A 25,979-nucleotide genomic window follows, 5' to 3' on the forward strand; every position below is an offset into this window, starting at 1 on the left:
TAAGGTCTTGATGCTGCCATTTGCAACGAGAGTACCGGCATTGCAACATGAGTACTGGTGAACCCGCTATGAGCGCGTTAATTTTGAAGCGTAGCTAAATATCATAAAGTATGAACAGTCCAATACGCAAATTAGTATTCACTTTATCCGCCCTATTCCTACTACAACTCACGCTTTCGGCCCAGACATTCAAAATCATCGGATTAGGTACGGAAGGATACGGCACCATCTTTTCGGTCTTACCGGACGGTTCTGAATATGAAGTGCTGCATGCTTTCAGCGGTTCAGATGGCGAGACACCTAATGGCAAATTGGTAGAGCTAAACGGTAAACTCTGGGGTACCACTCAAAAAGGTGGAACTGATGACTTAGGGACTGTCTTTCGCATCAATAAAGATGGGACAGGTTTTGAGCACGTCGATAGCTTCAAGGAATACGGAACCCTACCTAAATGTGGTCTCACAGTTTATGGTGATGAATTATATGGAGTGAGTAGCACTTCTCCATATGATTATAGTACCATTTTTAAAATCGACTTAGAAAATGATTTGCTTGAGCACAAGAAATATTCTTCTCCAGAACAAGGAGAATCGAACTCCCGAGAGCTCGTAGTGAGCAATGACTTGCTTTGGGGAGTGGCATTTCGTGGTGGAAATGAACCTGGTACAAATACCATAGATAATCAAGGTACCTTGTTTAACTACGATCCTGCTACTAATAACATTAATCTGATCCATGATTTTGACGGATACCAAGCAAGTGACGGCAGGAGTCCCAATGCTTCATTAGTCAACTATGGCGAGTACTTATATGGCAGTACCAGACATGGGAGCATCGACAATTTCACCACCTATGGCACGATATTCCGTGTCAAAAATGATGGTACAGACTATGAAGTTCTTCAGCAATTCAATGGTATTGACGGTATAAGCCCCGTTGGTGCCATGACAGTATTTGATGACCAACTATATGGCATGACCAGTGGAAAAGGAGACCATAACTGGGGCACAGTCTTTCGTTTTGACCCAACAGACAACGGATTGGAGGCCATCTATCACTTCACATCTACTAATGGCCGACCCAATGGCCCATTGGTATTAAAAGACGGCTTGCTCTGGGGATTCACGTTCTACGGGGGAGCCAATGGTTTTGGTATACTCTTTAGTATCGACCCGACCAATGGTGATTTTACCACGGTGCTGGACCTAACCGCTGCCAATGGTGGCGCCACCGTTCCGGGCACAGTGACTATCGTGGACTTGGAGCCAACTACACTGACGATAGACGATATTGCTGACAAGACATATAGTGACGAGCCATTTAACCTGACAGCTCAGACCAATTCAAGTGAAACGATCACTTTTGAAAGTTCTGATGAGAATATATTAAGCATCTCAGGAGCTACCGCTACGATCTTGGGGGCAGGCAACGTAGACATCACAGCTAAAGTCGCATTTGATGGCACCTATGCCAGACAAAGTGCGACATTAAACTTATCTATCAGCAAAGCTGAACTGATCGTATCGTCAGACGATTACATGATTGCTCTAGGAGATCCGATACCAGAAATTTATTTTAACTATGAGGGTTTTGCGATTGGTGATGGGATATATGATTTAAGTGAACCTCCAAGTCCCTTTGTAGCTGGCCTTCCGATCGCTTGTGCCTGTGAATATGCTATAGAAATGACTGGCGGTTCGGACCAAAATTATACCTTCTCAAAGCCTGAATACTCAGCCATACTGGTCTCACCTGGTAATCAGTTTATTTATGGTTTTGGCGAACCAGGAGAAGTGCTCATCACGCAAGGCACCTATGAATTGGGTGCCGCGTCTAGTGTGGGTTTGCCGATAAGCTATGAAATATCTGATGCCAGTGTAGGCACCATAGACGGCGGTACATTGACCTTTCTTAAAACAGGAAGTGCTACGATAACGGCTTCTCAAGAAGGAACGGACGACTACAATGCAGCTACACCAGTAGAACGAACCATTACCATTATCAAAGAAGATCAATCTTTGGAAAATTATTACCTTATTGAAACTTTCTATGCCAGCACACCATACGCACTTCCCTTTACGGCCTCTTCCGACCTACCTCTGACCTTTGCTTCTTCGGATGAGGATATCGCCATTATTCAAAATAATACCATTGTCCCTTTAAAATCCGGCGAATTTGATTTGATAATTACACAAGATGGAAATGAGTTCTACAATGCGCTGGACCCCAATCCAGTCGAACAAACCATCACCATTACAAAAGCTAATCAGTTTTTGATGAATATTCCAATTCCCGCCCCCATCCTCTATGTTAACACGCCATATGAACTTACAATTTCGAGTTCCTCAGGCTTACCACTGACCTTTGCTTCTTCTGATGAGAGTATCGCCACTATCCAAGATGGTGAAATCTTTCCCTTGAAAAATGGTCAGTTTGAATTGATTATCAGTCAGGCGGGAAACGATATATATGAGGCTCTGACGACTGTGAATGAGCTCTTTTTTGTGAATCCGGAAATCACCTGTGATATTGACTTCAGCTATTCTGTAGCTGATGATGGACTGACAGTATCCCTCTCAGGTCTAGGGATTCCGGGCAACTACAGTTGGGATTTTGGGGATGGTGGATCGAGCACAGAAGAGCCTGCCACACATGTCTTTTCTAACTATGGCGATCACGAAGTAGTGCTGACTTACACCAACTTTGATGAAGACTGCACCGACATAGCCACCAGGACGATCAACCTCTGCCCTACTTTCTACATTGATGAGGACATCGATGGATTTGAGGGAGATTTTTCTGTCAGAATACCTGAGGGCTTTACTGTAGATGCCGACGATAGCTTTGTTTGGGACTTTGGCGATGGCAGCGATGAGGTATCAGGACAATCGGTGAGCCATAGCTTCCCCAATCAGGAAGGATATGAGGCGACCGTCACACTGACCTACTCGATCAATGGTGATGTATGTTCAAATTCGACTTCCTCGTTTTTCAACTTGACTGAGTTCGGCTGTTTAGGGTTTGATAACCCTGCAGCTTCAAAAATCAGTACTTACGAGTATAGTTTTTCTCCCTCCCCTGGCAATCAAAACTCTACCTACACTTGGGACTTTGGTGATGGCCATACTTCTACTGAAGCCGAACCTACACATACCTATAGCGAGCTTGGACTTTATGTAATCACCATGACCGAGACTAATTTCGTCGGCCAAACTTGCACCAACACGACAGATGTCTATGTGCAAGAAGACGTCGTGAGCGGCTGTACACCTGAAATCACATTTTCCTATACGGGATTGGCCGTGCACTTCGAACCGGACTACACCTTCCCTTCGGGCAATTACGAATGGAGCATAGATGGCCAGACCTTTACGACGGCGGCGGTAGATTATACCTTTCCCAGGGTTGGAGGTTACGAGATCGCTGTGTCAGGTGATATCGATGGCTGTGATTTTGAAAAGGAAACTCAAATAATCGTTAGCGAAAGCGGAATATACCATATCTATGAGGCGCCATTGCCCAGAGGGATCTTGTGTGGAGCGACCCTTGACATCACCTACCCCGACGATACAGAAAATGGGATTCGTATAGCCATCAATGAACCTGACATAGCCTTGATTTCTCCTTATGTTTCTATTCAGATCAACTCAGCGATTGATCCCGATTTCAGCTTATTTATCAGTGAACTACCCTACGAGGGCACATTAAGCCCTGGATCATACTTCCTTTCTGGCGGGTTTTATTCAGGCGATCAGATATGTGAAGTCTCATTCAGTGAAAACATTGACATGGGAGACATCTCTGAATGTGCTTTTAAATTGTCACCTATCGAGTACCTCAGCAATACAGCTATTTCCATCAATGCACTGCCCCTCAATATGGATATTCATGAGATGAGCTTCTCGTACAGGCTCGCGAATGGAGAGCGGATTGGTGATGGAAGTGAGGCATTTTCCGTTTCTAACCTTTCTTGGGACTTCCCTAATGACAAAGCACACACGGTGATCGTCACAGGTACCAATGGTGCGTGTGAATACGAGCAGCGCGTGACCTTTCATACCAAAGATGACAACCCCTGTTTCTTTTCTTATGATATAGAAGAAACGGGCGCTAACACCTATGCCTTTAGTGCCAGCGCAGAAATAGCCGGCACGTTTGAGTGGAGTTTTGGTGAGACGACCATGAGTGATGAAATAGTTTCTCATACGTATGCCGAGGACGTGGAGCACAGCGAAATGGTCACCTATACCAATGATCAAGATTGTTTCAATCGGGAGTACCTCAATTTTAATGACCCATACGAGGATTGCGCCAGCCCTGTCATTAGCATGGAGCAAGTGGGCAACCGTGTTTATCTATCAGCCAGCCTAGAGGAATTGGACGAAGGCATCACGAGGTACTATTGGTCTCTGGGCGGAAACAACTATGCACAAGGTGCCACAGCGTCGCATGTATTTGCTGAAACAGGCGTGTACTACATTGGTTTGTTTTACTTCACCGCTGAGGGCGAAGAGTTCGTGCCGTTGTGCTATGGTGCTGATGGTATCAACGTCACGATTGATGAAATCACCACCCCAACACATCAATTGGACATTAACCTTTATGAAAGCAGTCAGGCTTCTCCTTTTAGCTTGGCATTGATTTTTGATCTCAATGGCTCGAGTGTATACCCGATCATTGAGCAATTTGGCGAAGGTCCACTCACAGTTGACCTGCCTGCTGGGGAGTACAAAGTTCTCGGCTACTCCCTCAACTACTTCAGCGAAGAAATCGATCAGTATGTACCTACCTACTATGGCGATGTAGCCGAAGCAGCATCTGCTCAGACGCTTACCTTGACTGGTGACCAGTCGATCGACATCAATTTAGCAGAGATGAGTGCAAGTGGAGACAGTTGGGATAGCGGTAGCGATGTGCTCACAGGGGCAGTCGTGGCGGACAACAACGCAGCACCGAGTGAAAACGGCAGAGTCCTAAACATACCCCAAGAACCTGCAGGAGATGTAGCGGTGAAGCTATATGACGATCAGGGTCAATTGCTCACTGTGACTTCAACCAACGATTATGGTGAGTACGAATTTGAAAAATTGGCAGCTGGCACGTATAAAATAGTGATAGAGCATCCGTATGCCCAAAACATCACATCCAAAACAATCACCATAGACGGTGAATCAACTACCTCTGAAGTGAGAATAGCAAAAGGAGTACTGTCTCGTAGTGGTGCTACCAAAACAGTACAAACCATTAGCGTAGTGCCTATACCAGATATGCTTGTGACCGATAAGCCATTTGATTTGAATGTGACATCTACTAGTGGGCTAACAGATTTTGAATATACAATCTCTGGCCCAGCAACTATCTCCGAAGGTTTGGTGACTTTAACTGGAGAGACAGGTACAGTCAATATCACGGTTAAACAGAGTGGTGATGCTACCTATCAAGAAGCGAGCACCACCATTTCATTCGATGTATCGGCGAACAATGAAATACTCGCTGTATCAACTATAGACGACACCTGGCAACTGGTACCCAACCCTGCTACTGATCACCTATCAATCAAAGGCCTAAACCACCAGACCATCAAGCAAGTAGTAATCATGACAGTCAGTGGAGTGCCAGTAGAAATCTATACCGACACGCAGCGTTTTGACATCAGAAATCTTTCTACAGGGATATACTTAGTGCAGGTACAAACAGTCAATGGCTCCTACCTCAAGCGACTGATCAAACGATAAGTACAAGGTATGAGTTAGAACTGGGTCGCTCATCTTCCTGCAACGAAACCATAGCTGGTTAACTGATTCAATTCAGGCCCCTCTAATGAAAGTTAGAGGGGTTTTACTCCTATCGAGAAAAACCCTCTTATAGCTTTAAGACAAAAACATTAAGTACACTTATGCTATTTTGGGTTACAATAGCGAGACGCTTTCTTACTGGTCTCTAGTAATGGCGTTATTTTTTTCACGAGTATGCCATTTTTATACTAAATTCAACTCTTTTTTCATGTTATCCAATCAAGACTAAGTTTCAGTCTATATGAAGTCATTTCTATTATTTAGTATTTTAATAAGCCTTATATTCTCGTCGTTGGGCACACAGGCGCAAAATGGAACACATTCGGAGGCAGAAAATTGGATTCGAAAATCCGAGGATATGCTACTGGTTCAATGGGATTCAGCGGTGGCATTCGCCAGAAAGGCGGTTGCATTAGCGGCTGATGCTCACTCGGATTCAACCAGAGTGAAAGCCATGCTACAGCTAGGAAAGTCCTTAAGAAAAGCTGGGTATAATCTAGAAGCTTCTCAGACCTTCGAAGAATTATATGAAGGCATGGATAAGCTTTCACTGGAATTAAAATCAACCCTGCTCTATGAAAAAGGGATGAGTCATATCAGACTTCACGAAGTTGATTCGGCTATGATTTCTTTTCATAAATTGTTTTCGAGTGCTTCAAATTCTCGTTCAGAATCGGAAGCACATTATGGTATGGGGTTAGCAAGCTATCGGTCTGGATTCACTACTGAAGCTATGGAGCATTTTCAAAATGCGCTTGATATTTGTCAGAAGAATGCGGATTACGACGGAATGGTAGTTTGTTATAATCAAATTTCAACCGTTTATCGTGACCTCTACGAGGATAGTACATCCTATGCTTACCTTCAAAAGGCAAAGGGTTTAATAGAACAGCATCCTATCAAACTAGAATTACAAACTAGCCATTTATCCAGAATAGCTCGATACCATCTCGATCAGGGTGATTATGACCGATCCATTGCTTTGATGAGAAAGGAGATGGAGGCATATGAAGCATTTGGTGGTATGGCGAAGCTCCCATCCACTTATATGGCCTTGGCTTATGCCTATCAGTTGAACTTTTCCAAAAGTGAGAGTTATAAAGATTCAGCCATATATTTTGCTGATAAAATATTGAAATTAGATTTCTCAAACACTGATCCATTTCTCAAAAAGGATAATTATCAACTTCTGTCTACGATCAACCAATTTTTAGGGAGGAAAGATGAGGCACTCAAATTTATGAAACTAAGTGTGCAATGGAAGGATACACTTTACGCCATCACAACCGGAAAGGCTTCACTTGCATTGCGTGAGAAGTATGAAAGTGAACGGAAAGAAAGCGAAATTGCAATCCAATCCTTGCAACTCAAACAGGCCAGTTTAATAAGGAATGGATTGATAGTACTCCTTGGTCTTGTCGTACTGGTTGTTTTTCTAATATGGAAAAGTTGGGCAAAGGCACGTAGGTCCAACGAGCTGTTAATGGAAAAAAATCGAATTATCAAAGAAGCCGAGCAGCTCAAGTCTCGCTGGTTTGTCAACGTATCTCATGAACTGAAAACACCGATTACGCTAGTACAAGGCCCCATCCAAAAAGTACTTGAGCATGATGCTTTGAATGCTATTGATAAGTCCGATTTGAAAATGGCCAATCGAAATCTTAAACAGTTGAAAAACCTGACTAATGAGATTTTGGATTTGTCTAAATTGGAAAATGGGTCACTAGAACTCAAGAATAGTATAGTCGATTTTTCATCTCTTATTAGAATTGAAGTAGCCTCCTTCGAATCATTAGCTGATTATAACAAAGTGAAATTAAATGTCCAAGTGGATAGAGAAATCACGATAGAAGGGGATGAAAGTAAACTGAGAAAACTCGTCCAAAATCTGCTGTCGAATGCGCTTAAGTTTACGCATGAAGGTGGTGAAATACAGTTGTCACTCAAAGACATCGAAAACCATTTCGAATTAGAGGTGAAAGACAATGGAGAAGGGATTAGCCCTGAAGATTTACCTTTTGTTTTTGATCGCTTCTATCAGTCTAAGAATGAAAAAAAATCAAATCAAGGAGGAACAGGGATTGGACTTGCCATATCCAAAGAAATTGCCCAAATGCATGGTGGCTCGTTGGAGGTAATCAGCCAAGTAGAAAAGGGCAGTAGTTTTTACTTCAAATTTCCTTTGAGTCTGGAACGTGAAGGAAGGGAACGTACGGCAATCCAAGAGGACCTATCGGAGCAACTAACTAAAGAGCAATATCGCTCCAGAGTTGATAAAAAACCCAGACTTTTGCTAGCAGAGGATAATCCTGATATGCGTGAATACATCCTTGGCATCATGAAACAGGATTACCAAATCACATCAGCGAGAGATGGAAAGGAGGCGCTTGAAAAGTTACAAGCGGATCATTTTGACTTGATCATTTCAGATGTCATGATGCCGCGAATGGACGGACTGGAATTAATCAAGGAAGTAAAACGGAATGAAAAATGGAGTCAGATTCCTTTTATTATCCTCACTGCTCTGAACAATGAAGAGCATAGAATTCATACCCTGCGTACGGGTGTAGATGACTATTTATCCAAACCCTTCAACCCAGAAGAACTCAAAGTCCGAACCGCCAACCTATTGAATAATCATAGAGGAAGAAGAGAGGAAGAAGTGGAATCTGAGCTGTCTTTTGATGACCAACTGCTAAAAACACTTGAGCAGGAAGTCAATGATCACCTTTCGGATCACCTGCTCTCCGTAACATTTTTAGCTGATAAGGCTGCCATGAGCGAACGAAATTTACGGAGATACTTAAAGAAAACTACAGGCCTTTCTCCTTCGGATTTCATCTTAGAGATCAAATTACAAAAAGCACTTGTCCTACTGGAAAAACGAGTACACTCTACAGTAAAGGAAGTGGCTAACCGATGCGGATTTGATCGAGCGGATAGATTTTCTACAGCCTTTGTCAAAAGGTACGGAAAGTCTCCCTCAGAATATCTATAACGATCAAAATCAGCCGTCAAATCAACAATTAGAGAGTAATTAGACCGATTTTGGCGGTGATCTGTCCGATTCTGGAATGGTAGAATGCATTGCTTTGCTTCATAATTTTTTTAAAAATAGAATTTATGAAAGCTATGGCAACAAACCATTTCAAGCACATCTCTCTCTTAATCTTACTATGTGCCCTTCTCTCGAAAACCGCTCAAGCTCAGTACACCCTGACAGACGACGACGTAGTAGTCACCGATGGAGTGATCACCAGCTATTCGGCTACAGAAACAGACATCATCATCCCAAATATGCTGGATGGACAGGTAATTACGAGTATAGGTTTTAAGGCTTTCTTTAACAAATCATTATCCTCAGTTGATCTTAGCCACCTTTCTAGCCTGACGACTATCGGAAATTATGCTTTTCAAGCCAATAGTCAATTAACTACTGTGAATGTAAGCGGCCTAACCAATCTGACGGCTATTGAATCTTTTGCGTTTCAAGCGAGTGGCTTGAGCAATTTTGATTTTTCCAGCGTACCCAACTTGAAGACAATCGGGGTCAATGCTTTTCGATCCTCTTCTTCCTTCACAGCAACTGGTTTTAGCGACTTAACCAATCTCACTTCCATTGGTACCAATGCCTTTTCCTTTACCTCCATCACGAGTTTTATACTCCCATCACCTACTACGACTGGATATAGCTTCGATGGATGGACAGATGGCACTACAACTTTTGACAACGGCGATGAAGTTAGTGATTTGACAAAAGCCTACACAGCCAATGTCGAAAGTCTAGTAGACTATTCTATAACCTACCACGCAGATGGTGGTACACATGCCAATGCAGCCAACACTTACACCGTGGAGGATGCCGTGACGCTAAATCCAGCGAGCAAATCCGGGTATATATTTTCAGGCTGGTATACAGAGCCGGAATTTACCAATGAAATAACCGAAATTGCGGCAGGTACTACAGGAGACCTAAACTTATACGCACAGTATCAGTACACCCTGACAGACGACGACGTAGTAGTCACCGATGGAGTGCTCACCAGATATTCGTCTACAGAAACAGACATCATCATCCCAAATATGCTGGATGGGCAAGTGATCACCGCGATTGGTCCTTCTGCATTTTTATTCAAATCATTGACTGGAGTTGATCTAAGCAACCTCACTAGTTTAACCACTATTGGTAATTTTGCTTTTCATGGTAATTCAATCACCTCAGTGGATTTCACGGGTCTCACCAATCTAACCACTATTGAATATGTTGCTTTTGAAGATAATTTAATCACGTCGGTGGATTTTACGGGTCTCACTAATTTAACCACTATTGGTAATTCTGCTTTTAGATTAAATTCACTCACCTCAGTGGATTTTACGGGTCTGACCAATCTAACTACTATTGAACTTTATGCTTTTCGTGAGAATTCAATAAGTATAGTTGATTTTACGGGGCTCACTAATTTAACTACTATTGGAGATTGGGCTTTTCGTGATAATTCAATAAGCACAATAGATTTTACGGGTCTGACTAACTTAACCACTATTGGTAATTTTGCTTTTCAAGATAATTCAATCACCTCAGTAGATTTTACAGGTCTTACTAATTTAACCACAATATCGAAAAATGCTTTTGATTCAAATACTTTGACCAGTTTTGCACTTCCAACACCCCAGAAGGAAGGTTACACCTATAGCTGGTCTGATGGCGAAACGAATTATGCCAATGGTGATATTGTCGATGACTTAACTGTAACATATACTGCGACAGCGAACTTGGTAGATTATACCATCACCTATCACGCAGAAGGCGCTACACATGACAACACTATTGTTTCTTATACAATAGAGGACGAAGAAGTTACCTTCTCATCAGCTGCTAAATCAGGTTACACATTCGAAGGGTGGTTTGCAGAAGATAGTTTCACCAATGAGATTACCGAGATCACTACTGGTACTACCGGTGACTTAGACTTGTATGCTAAGTTTGGTGCCACCGACTACGACATTACCTACCATGCAGAAGGCGCTACGCATGACAATCCAGATGCGTATACCATAGAAGATGCCTTGACTTTGACAGCAGCAACCAAAGAAGGCTACACCTTTGCCGGCTGGTATACAGAGCCAGAACTTACGAATGCCATCTCTGAAATCGAGAGCGGTACCACAGGAGATTTAGACCTTTATGCAAAATTTAAATACACCCTGACGGATGATGATGTGGTGGTCGAAGATGGAGTGATTACGAGTTATACAGGATCGGAAACCAATATTATCATCCCCGAAATGCTCGATGGGCAGGTGATTAGAAGCATTGGATCTTATGCTTTCCAGAATAAATCTTTAGGAGAAGTTGATCTGAGTAATATGACTAACCTGATGACTATTAAGCCCAGTGCTTTTGCATTTAGTTCATTATCGGCAATTGATCTTACAAACTTGACCCAGTTAACAACTATTGGACAGGCGGCTTTTTATGGAAACAGCCTAACTGAGTTGACACTGCCTACTCCTATGCTAGATGGAGAATGGAGAAGTGGAAGCAATATTTACGCATCTGGAGCAACTGTAGTAGACTTTCTCAACGAATACTTATACACAAGTGACACACCCTATACCTTGACGAGTGACGACGTAGAGGTAGTGAATGGAGAGCTTGTTTCAGTTCAGATGGAAATGAATTATTCCAACATCATCATCCCAAATAACCTGGATGATCAAGAAATCATTGCTATTGGAGAAGGTGCATTTCTGTATAGTACAATTACTTCTGTAGACTTTAGTGCCTTGACTAATTTGACCACTATTGGAGAAGGAGCTTTTTACCAATGCGATCTAGCTACGGTAGATCTATCTGGCCTAACCAGCCTAACGACAATTGGTGTGGAGGCATTTGCCTATGGAGGATCAATAACCTCTATTAATTTGACAGGCCTCACAAACCTCACCACCATTGAAGCAAACGCTTTTGACTACAATTTGTTAACCTCTGTTGACTTTAGTGGGTTAACTAACCTAACGACTATTGGAGTAGGGGCTTTTTCACGAAATGATATAATCTCTTTGAACTTCACTGGAGTAGATAATTTAAAATCCATTGAGGATGAGGCTTTTGCTTATAATGCATTGACCTCTATTGACTTTAGTGGTTTAACTAATCTGACGACAATTGGAGAGTATGCCTTTGAAGGCAACAGTTTGACCTCAGTGAATTTCACACCCTTGACAAATCTAAGAACCATATTGGAGGGGGCTTTTGAAGACAATAGCCTGACTTCAGTTGATTTTACAGGTTTAACCAATTTGACTTCTATTGAGGGATATGTATTTGCGGACAATTCATTAGCTGCTGTTGACCTGAGTGGTTTATCCAATTTGATAAAAATTGGCAAGGAAGCTTTTTTTGATAATAGTTTAACCGCTGTGGATTTAACACCCTTGACAAATCTAACGACTATTGGACTGGATGCTTTTACTGAAAATGATTTAGAAGAGTTTGTATTGCCCACACCTTCGCTTGACGGAGAATGGCGAGACCAAGGTAATGAGATTCATTCTTCCGGATCTATTGTATCTGTTTACGAAGCATACTATTACACGAGTGATGCCCCCTATACCTTGACCAGTGATGATGTGGTAGTCGAGCAAGGAGAAATTATTTCAGTGCTGCCAAAGATGAATTATACCAATATCGTGATCCCTAACGATCTTGATGGACAAGATGTTTTAGTCATTGGGGAAGATGCTTTTCACGAAATAGGGCTAAAATCGGTGGACCTAAGTGGCTTAATCAACTTAATTACTATTGAGCGATTCGCATTTTATAGTAATGAATTGACCACAGTAGATTTGACTGGTTTGACTAATTTAACAACTATTGGTTGGGGGGCTTTTGCAAGTAATGTTATACCAAATTTCACACTTCCTTCGCCTCAAACAGCGGGTTATAACTTTGATGGATGGATAAAAACAGGAAGAACGGAGACGAGGTATGCCAATGGTGCTGTCGTTGATGATTTGAATGCTTTTTACACAGCTGTAGTAGAAAGCCTGGTAGACTATACTATTAATTATGAATCAGATGGAGGAAGCCATGACAATCTTGTATTCAATTACACAGTAGAGGATGAGGTGACATTAGCTACAGCTACAAAAGAGGGTTATGCTTTTGATGGTTGGTTTACCGAGCCCGAATTTACCAATGAAATCGCAGTGCTATCTGGAGGGTACACAGGAGATTTGACACTATATGCCAAGTTCACTGCTGTAGACTATTCGATCACTTATTACGCGGATGGTGGGTCTCATGACAATTCCGACACCTATACTGTAGAAGAAGCGGTAACTTTGACCGCAGCCACTAAAGATGGTTATACCTTCGAAGGATGGTTTACGGATGAGGATTTCACCACTGAGATCACAGAGATTTCAATTGGTACTACAGGAAAGATTTCCTTGTTTGCCAAGTTTACAGAAATCGTACTTAGTGTGTTTGATACTGGCAAAGTAGCACTTTCTCTATATCCTAACCCTGTGACTGATAGTTTCTCTGTAGATGCAGCGGTGGATCAAATAAACGTACTCAATCTTGGCGGTCAAGTGGTACACACATTTAGAGGAAATCAGGTACAATACGACGTGTCCCACCTCAAGCCTGGCCACTACATTGTACAGCTAAGCCATACTGGCAATGCTCTAGGTTCACAACACATCATTATAAACCCTAGGTAATTATTTGTCAGAGGTTTAATAAAAAAATACTCCACAACAACAAAAGAGATCACATGATGTGATCTCTTTTGTTGTCTGAAGAGAAAAATCTAATATACCATCAGGCCGAAGCAGGTTATTTCACCTCACTAGGCACCTGGCCATATTGCTTTTTGAATATTTTAGAAAAGTACTCACTACTGCTAAAACCAACCGCAAAGGCGATTTCACTAATCGACATTTGTTCGTTTTTGAGTAGCTCCATGGCCTTGGTGAGACGGATCGTTCTGATGAATAATGTGGGGGTCATGCCCGTGATGGCTTTCAATTTCCTGTAAAGCGTGGAGCGTTCAATTTTCATCGCTTCACTCAGTTGCTGTACATCATAATCTCCCTGCTGTAGGTTTTCCAAGATATGCTGCTCAGCTAGCTCGATAAACCGCTGCTCAATCAACGGAAGCTGCTCTCGATTGTTAGTACCAGAGAGTTCCTTTCCGTAAATTTCCCTGAGTTTGATTCTATTCGAAATCAGTGATTCCACTCTGGCGACCAGTTCATCCCCTTCAAAAGGCTTGGTCAGGTAGTCGTCTGCACCTGTCCCCAGTCCTTCTACTTTATGTTCGAGGCTCGCTTTGGCGGTTAATAATATAATAGGAATATGAGAGGTGAGCATATCTTCCTTTAGTTTTCGGGTCATGAACACCCCATCAATCCTAGGCATCATCACATCTGAGATGATGAGATCTGGGATAATCCTTTTCGCCATATCTACCCCCTCCTGACCGTCTGTGGCTTCAAAAACCTGATAGTCAGCTTCAAAAAAAGATTTGATAAAATCACGCACACCCGCATTGTCCTCTACGATCAGTAGAGACGACTGTTTGTCAGAAACTGGTGCTATTGTCTCATTTTGGGCGCTACCCTCCTCTCCTGACCAAGGGGCGTTAGTTGCCCCGCTATCGGTCGGATTCAAGGTGACTAGCTTGCCATTACTTTGCAGCACCTGCGGGATTTCAACAATAAATTTGCTACCAATTGGCGTATTGTTTTCTACATACACCTTTCCTCCATGCAACTCAACGTATTCCTTGGCCAGTGCCAAGCCAATACCAGAGCCTACATTGGTATCCTTTTGATTGAGTTGATAAAATCGTTTGAATACATTCTTCTTTTCGTCATTAGGAATACCCGCGCCTTGGTCAATAATTTCAATCCGATGATATTCGTCTCCTTCACTCACATTAATGATCAATTCACTATCGTTTGGACTGAATTTGAGCGCATTAAAAAGGATATTGTCTATCACACGGCTCATTTTTTGAAGATCCATGGTAATTACTGATGCTTCTACCCCTTGCAGGATGATTTGAATGTTTTTGGTCTCAGCCAGTGCCAAAAATGGACGCACTTGCTGGTAGATCCACGGCTCTATTTCCACCTGAGAGAGGTGTAGTTCCAACTGTCCGTGTTCTGATTTGGCCAAATCCAACAGTTGATTGATCAGATCCAATAGCTGATTGGCATTGGACAGGATGGTCTCTAGATGCTTTTGGGCTTGCTGGTCATTGTTGACTCTGCTGAGTTGCGTCTTGGCAGGGCCGATGATCAAGGTCAAAGGCGTCCGGAATTCATGTGAGATATTTGCAAAAAATCGAGACTTCATCTTGTCTAGCGCTTCCAGTTGCTCGTTTTTCTCCAAGATCTCCGCCGTGCGCTCCAATACCTTTTTCTCTAGCAGTACATTTTGCTCACGCACCAGGTTGTTTTTCTCTGTTTCAATTTTCCGAATGGCTTGCTCAGCTTCCAACGCCCCTTCCAACTGCTGCTGCTTATTGATATAGAAATGATCGAACAACCCAAGCAATAAGAAAAAGCTAACCCCGGGTATCAGGACACGAGAATAATCATAAGCTATGTATACCTCATTTGAAATAATCCCCAGTTGATTGAGGATAAACCAAACCAGCGCCAATACACCAAACAGCAAGGTCATGCTGTAATAATAAGCCAGTCTATGCTTTGATTTCAGGGAAAAATAGAGACATGAAATGGCTATAAAAACACCCATTCCATTGAGTACGATCAAGGTTTTGTAGATATAAATATTAAAAAGGGCTGGGACAAATATGAGCCCAAGGGTCAATGCAATGCCGTACAGGAATTTCCTCAAAGTAGGTGCGGTTTGACGGGTATTCAAATAAGAGGTCGAAACCAATAGAAATGTGATGATATAAAATACGCCAAAGAAATATTCTAAATAGAGTGCCCAGCTGGGGTGGTCAAACAATGCATATCTGACCAAATACCCGCTGAACGTGAAAGGAAATAATATCGTCAGCAGTAGCATAAAAAAGGTCTCAATAAATAATCGCTCACCATTGATGAGGTATAAGACCAAACTCAGCAACAACAACAACACACCCGCACCATAAAACATACCATCGGCAAACATGGAGGTGCTAAACTGGGTTTCAAATTTGGATCGACCCATCAATATCAAACGGTTGATTTTGAGATGATCTTGGGTAAGCTTGCGCGTATTCTGAATACTTAGATATAGCACATACTTGCCAGGTGCTATCGTGAGCGGAATTTGTACATCATTTTGGTTGTATCCCTGGAGCGGTCTATCGGCCAGTCTTACCATAGCTCCACTCCTAGCCGCAGTCACCAATTCGCTGCGATCATTGACCAAGTACATACTTACATAGTCAATGTTGTGATACAGCCACAGCATGTAGGCGATCGATTTTTTTGTGTCATTGTTCAATCCTAGTCTGAGCCATTGCACGCCCCTCCCCCTCTCAAAATCCACATTTTGTTGAAAAAGCGAGTCGGGCAACTGATGTACGGCTGACCAATCCATTGGCACCTGCTCCATCCCCTTCAGGAGCTCCGCATGAGAATCAATGAAAATATAATCTTCCGCACTTTTTAGCTGAACAGGCGTGAGTGAATCCTCTGGATTTGATGCTTGTCCAAATAATTGATTGGCAATAAAAACCAAGCACAATGCAAATAGCATGGATGATATGGTGGCGACAGGCACCCTAATAATAGACATGATTTAAAAATAGGTAAAAGCTCCAATAAAAACTGGCTGATAACCGCAATTGCAACGAGCGTACAGGCATTGCAACATGAGTACCGCATGTACTGGCTCTGGATTTAGTGTAGGAGACTTCCTTTGCTCGGCTTCAGTTCCCTTTTTTTGCATGTACTCAATTAGTATTGTATTACTTTTATCTCACGGTTGCTTATCATGAAAGTTATCTGCGTATTCCTTGAGCCATCGGCATGTATTACTTTTTCGATTAAAACCCATGTCATCCAAACCATCAAATTTCGTCATCATTCTATTACAAACCTATATCTGTAGAGCCATTCTCTTCATTGGGTTAGGATACATTTTAGTGCCTTATCCATGCCAGGCTCAATTATCAGAAGATTCGGTACGAAAAATCTTCGAACTCCCAATTGAAAATTTTAGTGAGTATGAGAAGCTCGCGACATTGGCCAACACGCTGAATAATGCAAGTCCAGTGGATGCCTTAAAGATCCTCCCAAAACTAGAGCAGCATTTAGACAAAGCTGATTTTAGGTATCAGTTCTATTTCTATAAGACGAAAGGGCACAACTATACTCAATTCGAAAAATATGATAGCGCACTTATATTCTTGACAAAGGCAGAGAAACTCGCAAGAAAAAATAAGGACAATCGCCTCCTTTCCCTAGCCATATCAGATCAGGGTCTCCGATTGGCAAGTCTAAACTTATTTGCAGAATCATTGGAAAAATTTCAATCGGCACTAGAGGCGATCCAGGGCATGAACGAATTGAATTTGGAAAGCAATTGTCTCAATCAAATGGGACATATCTACAGAAAGACCAAAGATTATGATCAAGCGATAGTGAGTCTTAATCAATCATTAGCGATTAAAAGACAACTAGACCTCCCGGTTGAGAATACTTTGAACGAACTGGCCAACGTCTATTATTATCAAGGTCAATATGACAAGGTGATGGAAATGGATTTGTCCCTTGCCGAGGAGAATAGGAAAAAGGGCAACATCAGAGCGCTATCTTTCAACCTCAATAACGTAGGAGAAGATTTTATAGCACTAAAAAAGCATGAACAAGCTATTCCATATTTCTTGGAGGCTATTGAGTTGAAGAAAATAAATGGAAATGAAAACCTACTCTTGTCGAGCTATCTGGGTATCGCTAGTTGCTATGCGTCATTGCGCAACTACCCCATCACCAAGAGCTATTATGATTCGGCGCGAGCCATCGCCATGAAAGGAAGTCATGACAACAAGATGGAATACTTCAATTATGTCTATCAATTTGAAAAAGGCCGAGGAAATTTCGAAATGGCACTTACCAACTATCAGCAAATGATAGCCTATAAGGATAGTATATTCAATGAAAAAAATGCCAATAAAATCGGAGAACTAAAGACCAAATACAATACCGAACAAAAAGAAATGCAGATAGAACGCCAAGAAGAGCAGTTGGCCACGCAGTCGATGTATAGAAATGCATTGATTGCAGGCGTGATCGCTTTATTAGTCATCATTACACTAGTCTATCGCAGTGAACGAATCAAAACCAGAAAAAATCAGGAGATTGAAGAGAAAAACAGCCTCATAGAAAAATCTCTACAGGAAAAAGAATCCTTACTCAAGGAAATTCACCATCGTGTCAAAAACAATTTGCAGGTGATCTCCAGTTTGCTCAACATGCAGTCGCGTACCACCGAAAACGAAGAAATACTGGATGCTTTTCAGCAAGGGCAAAGCCGCGTAAGGGCCATGTCATTGATCCATCAAAAACTATATCAGACGGACAACCTCAGCGAGATAGATTTTCAAGAGTACACCAGTCAGTTGATAGACCAGCTCTCCACACTATATACCGGCAACAAGGACGACATCACCACTGAAGTAAGAGCCAACGACATCAAATTAGATATCGACACAGCCATTCCGTTGGGTTTGATTTTAAATGAATTGATTTCCAACTCATTTAAATATGCTTTCAAAAATGTGAGCCATGGCAAGATCAAAGTAGATATGGAGCGTCTGGCAGATGGAAAAATTCAATTGGCCATTTCAGACAATGGACAGGGCTTGCCATCAGATTTTAATCTGGAAGCCACTAAAACACTGGGCTTAAAACTGGTCAATATATTGACCAAACAGCTCAAAGGAAAGCTAGCCTACAAATCCACGACTGATTCGATATTTATCATTACTTTTCACGAAATTAAACTGTCCGCCTAATGTCTGAGATAAAAATTCTCATAGTAGAAGATGAAATGATCATCGCAGAAGATATGAGTGATATGCTCCAATCGCTAGGCTATGACGTGATCGGCGTGACTGGCGAACTAGACGAGGCCAAGCAGCTCCTCGATGAGCTTGCGCCAGACATTGCGATGGTCGACATCACGCTTGGCGTAAAGCAAGAAGGGTTAGACTTTGCACAATACATCAAAGATCATCATGACATGCCCTTTATCTTTTGTACCTCTCACGCAGACAAGTCTACTATAGACAAAGCCACCCCACTCCACCCCAGCGGATATTTGGTGAAGCCATTCACCCAAAAAGACTTATACTCAGCGATTCAGGTGGCTCTGGCCAATTTCGCCAATGACCAGCCGAAAACAGATAAAACTCCCATTGCTGCATCCGAAGATTTAGTGATCAAAGATTCGATTTTCATCAAAAATGGACACCTATATATCAAGGTAAAGTTTGATGATATGCTATGGATTTCCCCTGACGGCAACTATGCCTCCATCCAAACGGTGGATAATACCAAGCACTTGGTAAGGATGCCGCTCAAGGACTTTCAGGATCAGTTGCCAACGCATAAATTTTATCGCACCCACCGATCCTATTTGGTCAATATTGATAGAATCGAAGGGATAAACAATCAGCATGTTTATCTAGGCGAGCACCAAATCCCTCTAGGCAAAAACTATAGAGAGGAGCTCCTCTCGCTTATCAAAAAATTGAGTTGATCAGTAGCTGACGCTCAGCCGAGCCTGTCAATTCCTAGAAGTATGAACAAATCTTAATAGGCATTATCAGCATCTCATGCTGATAAGCGCCCCCTTTTGTACAAAAGCATAGAGATCAAGCCACCGAACTACGCTTAAGATTTCAACTTCCCCAAAGTAGCAAATCCTTAAAAAAGAGCACTCCGCATACATAGATGAGGTGTTCATCCCTATTTGTTGAATGGCATTCAGCGACACCATAGTTTTATTTCAGATTGGCAGACACGCATCATCATTTCGACTCTTATTGAGTAGAAAGGAGGTGCGTGTTGATTCATAAAACTACGAATTGCAACGAGAGTACCGGCATTGCAACATGAGTACTGACAGTGAATAGCCTTTCGTGGCGTCATTTGTAGTATAGATGACCAAGTACACTACGAATACATTCTTGTTGAATTTTAAAAATAAACTTATGAAAAATTTATACCTAGCTAAATCTGCGGTGCTTACGCTGTTGTTTGCTTTGTTACAACTGGCTGTACATGCACAAGATCAAGCGCTTGTATTGAACAACGAAGAAACTATTGCTGATTTAAATCTCAATCTCTATGAAACGGTTACAATTTCGTTTTGGGCCAAAACGACAGGTGTAGGAGGATTGGTACCTAAGATCGTTGATAATGACAATGGTGGCTTTGACCGGGCTATTGTCTTCAAAAATGGAGAATGGGTTGTTTTCAATGACGAATCGTATGATACTAATGTGGAACATAAGCTGAATGAGTGGGTCTACATTGCTGTGGTTTTTTCATCTACACATACTTATTTTTTTGAGAATGGTTTCAGACTCTGGAGTGGACCAGGAGGTTCTTCGGTGAGGACTGGGGCTTCGTTCCTCACATTGGGCGAAGATTATTCGGGTATAATTGATGAGTTGGCTGTCTGGAGCGATGAACGCACCACACTGGAAGTTATACAAGGAATGACCTCCACCCCCGACGGAACTGAAGATAACCTAGTCGCTTATTATGATTTCAATGACGGCACCATTACCGACCAGACGGCCAATGGATATGACGGTAGCTCCAATAATACAGAATATGTCAATTCGCTCGCTACCACTCATGTCAATATCACAAGAAGCTACTTGTCTCCTTATTCATTCAGGCTCTCCTGGGAGGAGCCCGCGGAGGGAGGCACTGTAGATGGGTACTATGTGGTCATTGATGATGACAGTGATTTTTCTTCCCCTCTCTACGATCATATAGACGTAGGCACAGACAGATCGTATGATGTGCTCGGTTTGTGTGCAGATGCTTTCTATTACATTGGCGTGCAAGCCTATTCAGACAACGATGTTAGTCGGTATTCTAGGGAATCTTATGGTTCTGGGTACTTGAGGCCTATCGTTAGTTCTACTTCTTTGGCCGATCTCACAGATGCTTGCAGCGTAGCCGAGCCTACCGCCCCCACGGCTACAGACCAGTGTGCCAACGTGATCACCGGGACTAATGAGTTGATTTTTCCCATCACGACACAGGGCGAAACTACGATTGTATGGACTTATGAAGATGCGGATGGTAATATAAAGACTCAAAATCAGAAGATCATCATTGATGATAATGAGGCACCAGAGGCCGACCAAGCTACCCTTCCAGACATTACGGCGGAATGTAGCGTAGCCGAACCCTCAGCTCCAACCGCTACAGATAATTGCCGTGGACAGATCACAGGGACACAAGCATTGATCTTCCCGATCACTACACCAGGAGAAACTACCATTGTTTGGACATACACAGATGATAATGGGAATACATCCACCCAAAATCAAAAAATTGTAATCGAAGATGTGACAGCCCCTGTGCCTGTCTTGTCTTCGCTGCCGCCAATTACGGCCAACTGTAGCATTGCCGAGCTGCCCACAGCCCCTACTGCTACCGACAATTGCGACGGTACGATCGTAGGAGTTGCCAATCGCTCGTTCCCTATTAACTATGCGACAAGTTTCACGCTGACCTGGACTTTCGAAGACGCAGCTGGCAACACTTCTACACTTGAGCAGGCGATCTCAGTCACCAACGCACCACCCGTGCCAGACGTAGAAAACTTACCAGCATTGGTAGACCTGACCTCAGTCACCCCTACACCGCCTACCGCTACTGATGACTGCGATGGTGTGATTACCGCCACTACTAACAGTACATTTCCCATTACCGAGCCAGGTTTTCACGAGATACGATGGCAATTTGAGGACAGTCACGGATCTTATGAATGGCAGGAGCAGATCGTGGTTATAGGCGAAATTCCAGCCAATGATCTATGTGCAGATGCCATAGCCATTAGTCTCGATCAGGAAGTGACAGGAACTTTAGTCAATGCTCTCCCCGAAGCTCAAATCAGCGATTGCTCATTAGAGCCTTTCTTTGAGGAGGAGGAAGAGGAAGAACTAGAGCCTTCGGAAATGTGGCCAGGCGTATGGTATAGCTTTCAAGGCACAGGAGAGGCTTTGACTTTAAATATTGACTATAAGGAGGGCGAATCTTTATTCAGTGTCATGGCTGGTACGTGCAATGATGAATTGGTATGTATAGGCAGTAATTTAATGGAGCCTTCCTTTAGCTTCGAAACAGTAGCCGGAGAACCTTACCTGATTCATGTTTCTGAATTCTTTGGAGAGTCAGATTCATTCACTTTTTCTCTATCTACGATTCCTACTAATACTTCGTGCGACGTAGCCGAAACGGTAACGATCGGCAGTGAGGTGAATGGGACTTCTATTGGATTGCTCGAAGAAGAGGACGCTGAAGCTATGTGGTATCATTTTGTAGGTACAGGTGAAGAGGTGCAGTTTAGGGCTACGAGTATTGAGTTTTCGTTTCATAATCTATCCATTTTAGATGGAAGCTGTGGGGGAGATTGGATCGATATTGAATCTGACACTGAGGAGGTAGGAGAATCACCGGAAGGTGAAATTCAAGAGATCACTACGAAACTCACCTTAAACACCGAACTGGACGTGGATTATTATATAGCAGTTTCACCAACGGATTTAACAGGATCGTTTCTTTTTGAAGTACTGCCTACCACTCCGCCTGCCAACGATCAATGCACTGGTGCCATTAGCGTGAGCTGCGGAGATACGATCACTGGCAGCACAGAGTTTGCTACAGCAGATCATGCCTTGGCTCCCGCATGCGGAACCAATTCGGACATAGGCAATGGCGTATGGTATCGCTTTGTAGGTACAGGCGACAAAATCACTTTGTCTACCTGTAGCGATGACTCGTTTGATACTAGTCTTAGCGTGTATTCAGGAGCTTGCACCACCGGACTGGTGTGTGTGGCTGGCAATGAAGATGGCCCGTCATGTCCCAATTACTCGTCTGAGTTGACTTTCATTTCACAACTAAATACTGAATACCTCATTCTGGTAGATGGGTATTACGACATGTATGAAGATATAGACGCAGTGGGTGAATTTTCCCTGGAGATTACTTGCGAAGAAGCTCCTACACCTCCCACGAATGATACCTGCTCGGATGCCATGGCCCTTACTGTATATGAGCAAGAAGCAGGCACTCCCACGCAAGGAACCAACGAAGGAGCTACGACTTATCTAGGCGTGGTAGAATGCGACAAATTCGCCAATGTCAACGATGTTTGGTATAGTTTCAACTCGGGTTACAATACAGAGGTTGAATTGACTGCTACGTTTGAGACGGCTGGGTATTTGTTCTACGCGATGTATGAATCCTGTGGCGGAGAGGCAATTGAATGCGCGGCTGGCTATGACTATGATTTTGATACAGAAGAAGGTATACCATTATTGATTAACAATGTAACGTTTGAAGTTGAATCCAATACAGATTACCTCATCCAGGTATGGAATAGCAGCCAGGCAGGTACTTTCACATTGATACTCAACGATGGCGAGAATACTGCCCCATCCATTACCAATAGTCAGGATTTGGCGATATCGAGATATGCCACCTCAGCGGATGTACTTTGGGATTTCGAATACGAGGATGACGAGGGGAATGACCAGCGATTCGAACTATTGAGTGGCGAAGAGGATGGTAGCAATGGCGACGATGGGGCGTTTTTCGCGATCAACGAACTGACCGGAGAGCTGTATGTAGCAAACCCCGAAGCCTTCCAGGCTTCAGACCAAAGTTATTTTGTGATGAGAGTGAAGCTGGTCGATCAGGGACCAGGAGAGCTTTCGGATGAAGTGCTTTTTGAGATAGACGTCTTAGATGATCAGCCGCCAGTGCTAGATGATGTTTCGGTATCAGTCGACGAAGGAGTGTATTATATACCTTCTGGTTTTGAATATGTCCTACTGGGTAGTTCGCCTGATGGAGATGAATTTTTCTATTCCATTGTAGATGGAAATGATTACAACTTATTCATGATCGAAGATGGAAAATTGATCATCAACGAGGATGGTCATGAATTGGATGGTCATGAATTAAATGATCCTGATTTTTACCTCGATTATGAATTTCAAAATCAGTTTGTCCTCGATATCAAGATCCAGGAAGACACAGACTTGAACTTGAGCGTCGTGGGTAGGATCACCATCAACCTTAATGATCTGAATGAGTACCCTCAGGTGTACGAGGGTACTGCTATTTTGAACTTAAATAGTGCAGTTGGTACTTCTGTTGGATTTGTAAGGTTTGATGATCCGGATGCCGGGCAGACACACACCTATTCGATCAGCGATGGCAATTCGGCAGGTATTTTTGCTATAGACGAAGCTACCGGAGAAGTGACCGTTGCGGATGCTGCAGCACTGCTGAGTGCAGGTGAAACCGAACACACGTTTGAAGTGGGTGTGACGGATAGTGGAGAACCAGGTTTTACCGGGTACAGTGATTTTAAAGTAAATGTACAAGGCACACCAATGACCACCCTATTTGAGATAGCAGAAGATGCTGGCGATGATGACGAAGTTGGTCAGGTCGTTTATGATGCCACAGCTGATTTACAATATAGCCATGATGATCGCGATTATTTAGACAATGGATTAGAAGGCATTCCTTTTTATATAGGTGAGGATGGTACGATCAAAGTGGGCGATGCGGACGTGCTTGATTTCGAAACACAAAGCAGCCATCAGATCTACATCAACATATACGAAGTCGGAATCGGGTACAAGGCGTTAGGTCTGCCCATCACCATCAATATCACAGATGTGAACGAGAGACCTGATTTTGTTACTCGGACGGAAGACATCTATCTGTCTAATACTGCCAAAAATGGGGACGAAGTAATGCAAGTATCAGCGTTTGACCCAGAGGGTGATGATCTGACCTACACATTAGATGACGAGCTGTTTGCGATTGATGAATCCACAGGCATGGTTACCATCAAGGATGTGAGTAAAATCCCCTTTTTTATAGAATCAATGATTGATCTTTATATAGTGGTGTCAGACGGAGAACTGGAGGAAATCACTGAGCCCACAGTTTATTTAGTGATCAATGCCGCGCCTACCTTGGCTGTGACCTCCATGACCATCGACGAAAACGAGTCCGCAGGCACGCTGATAGGTACGCTTTCTTCGGACGATGTGCATGGCATCAAGAGCTATAAGATTACCTCGGGTAATGACGCGGGACATTTTGAGTTGGATGAAGTGTCAGGAAACCTAACCTTTGTTGGGGATACACCATTCGATTATGAGTCTACCCAGTCGTACGAACTCACCGTTGAGCTCACAGACAAAGGGCCTGGCCACCCAACATCAGTAGAGACTTTGACCATCCAAGTTTTGGATGTCAATGAAGCCCCTGTCCTATCGGCCATTGGCGCACAATCTGGCGATGAACTGACAACCATCACCTTTACGGCAAAAGCCACCGATGAAGATTTGCCAGCCAATACGCTAAGCTATAGTCTGGATGCTGCGGCTGCAGCCAAAGGCATGACGATCCACACAACAACAGGCGTTTATAGCTGGACGCCAACTGAAGAACAGGACGGTACACACGACGCAACAGTCACCGTGAGTGATGGTACCCTCACCGCTAGTGAGGTGATCACCATCACGGTCAATGAAGTGGATGCTGCGCCTGTCCTTTCAGTTAATGACGGTAAATCACTAGCAATCATCAAGTTATACCCCAACCCGGTCGTCAACGAACTCACCATGGAGGTGAAGAGCGACATGCTGGTGAGTGTAGTGGATTTGCAAGGAAAAGTAGTGCTTCATCAGCGCGTCACTCCTATACAAAATACCATCGAATTGAAATCATTGAGAAGTGGTCTCTACACGGTGGTGCTGACAAGCGAGAGCAAAACCGCGCACTACAAAGTGATCAAGAATTAAAGATATGTCTACAGCGAGCACGGACGGCCAACCCGTGCTCGCTTGATACATAAAGCGTCCATAAAAATCGAGAATAAGCCGCAATTGCAACGAGCGTACCGGCATTGCAACATGAGTACCAGCT

At 43.1% G+C, this 25,979-nt stretch carries 7 protein-coding genes; 6 read left to right on the top strand and 1 reads right to left on the bottom strand.

Going from position 1 to position 25,979, the window contains the following annotated elements; all coding sequences use genetic code 11:
• Positions 1-110 precede the first annotated feature (110 nt).
• The 3 genes from N7E81_RS14890 to N7E81_RS14900 all read left to right on the top strand — a co-directional run bounded on the left by N7E81_RS14890 (position 111) and on the right by N7E81_RS14900 (position 13,526).
• Positions 111-5,735, top strand: coding sequence for a choice-of-anchor tandem repeat GloVer-containing protein (locus N7E81_RS14890; protein ID WP_263050390.1), 5,625 nt, complete (start codon positions 111-113; stop codon positions 5,733-5,735).
• Positions 5,736-6,036: 301 nt separating this feature from the next.
• Complete coding sequence (locus tag N7E81_RS14895; protein WP_263050391.1) at positions 6,037-8,793, top strand: ATP-binding protein; 2,757 nt, start codon at positions 6,037-6,039, stop codon at positions 8,791-8,793.
• 125 nt (positions 8,794-8,918) lie between these two features.
• Positions 8,919-13,526, top strand: a complete 4,608-nt coding sequence (locus N7E81_RS14900) for a leucine-rich repeat protein (RefSeq protein ID WP_263050392.1) — start codon at positions 8,919-8,921, stop codon at positions 13,524-13,526.
• Between the two features lie 115 nt (positions 13,527-13,641).
• Here N7E81_RS14900 and N7E81_RS14905 read toward each other — a convergent pair whose 3' ends face one another.
• Positions 13,642-16,569, bottom strand: a complete 2,928-nt coding sequence (locus N7E81_RS14905; protein ID WP_263050393.1) for a response regulator — start codon at positions 16,567-16,569, stop codon at positions 13,642-13,644.
• 259 nt (positions 16,570-16,828) lie between these two features.
• Between N7E81_RS14905 and N7E81_RS14910 the strand changes: the two genes are divergently transcribed.
• From N7E81_RS14910 to N7E81_RS14920, 3 genes are all read left to right on the top strand, one after another.
• Complete coding sequence (locus tag N7E81_RS14910) at positions 16,829-18,790, top strand: histidine kinase dimerization/phosphoacceptor domain -containing protein (protein ID WP_263050394.1); 1,962 nt, start codon at positions 16,829-16,831, stop codon at positions 18,788-18,790.
• Positions 18,790-19,536 carry a LytR/AlgR family response regulator transcription factor gene (locus N7E81_RS14915; protein ID WP_263050395.1) on the top strand — a complete coding sequence of 249 codons (747 nt, stop codon included), beginning with the start codon at positions 18,790-18,792 and terminating at the stop codon, positions 19,534-19,536. The genes N7E81_RS14910 and N7E81_RS14915 overlap by 1 nt, the downstream gene beginning before the upstream one ends.
• Before the next feature lie 454 nt (positions 19,537-19,990).
• Positions 19,991-25,855, top strand: coding sequence for a cadherin domain-containing protein (locus N7E81_RS14920; RefSeq protein WP_263050396.1), 5,865 nt, complete (start codon positions 19,991-19,993; stop codon positions 25,853-25,855).
• Positions 25,856-25,979 lie beyond the last annotated feature (124 nt).

Source organism: Reichenbachiella carrageenanivorans, assembly GCF_025639805.1.
GTDB classification, from domain to species: Bacteria; Bacteroidota; Bacteroidia; order Cytophagales; family Cyclobacteriaceae; genus Reichenbachiella; species Reichenbachiella carrageenanivorans.

Excerpts from the sequence above, each read along its gene's own strand:
- N7E81_RS14890 (WP_263050390.1), top strand. The coding sequence starts at position 111 with ATGAACAGTCCAATACGCAAATTAGTATTCACTTTATCCGCCCTATTC.
- N7E81_RS14895 (WP_263050391.1), top strand. The coding sequence starts at position 6,037 with ATGAAGTCATTTCTATTATTTAGTATTTTAATAAGCCTTATATTCTCG.
- N7E81_RS14900 (WP_263050392.1), top strand. The coding sequence starts at position 8,919 with ATGAAAGCTATGGCAACAAACCATTTCAAGCACATCTCTCTCTTAATC.
- N7E81_RS14905 (WP_263050393.1), bottom strand. The coding sequence starts at position 16,569 with ATGTCTATTATTAGGGTGCCTGTCGCCACCATATCATCCATGCTATTT.
- N7E81_RS14910 (WP_263050394.1), top strand. The coding sequence starts at position 16,829 with ATGTCATCCAAACCATCAAATTTCGTCATCATTCTATTACAAACCTAT.
- N7E81_RS14915 (WP_263050395.1), top strand. The coding sequence starts at position 18,790 with ATGTCTGAGATAAAAATTCTCATAGTAGAAGATGAAATGATCATCGCA.
- N7E81_RS14920 (WP_263050396.1), top strand. The coding sequence starts at position 19,991 with ATGAAAAATTTATACCTAGCTAAATCTGCGGTGCTTACGCTGTTGTTT.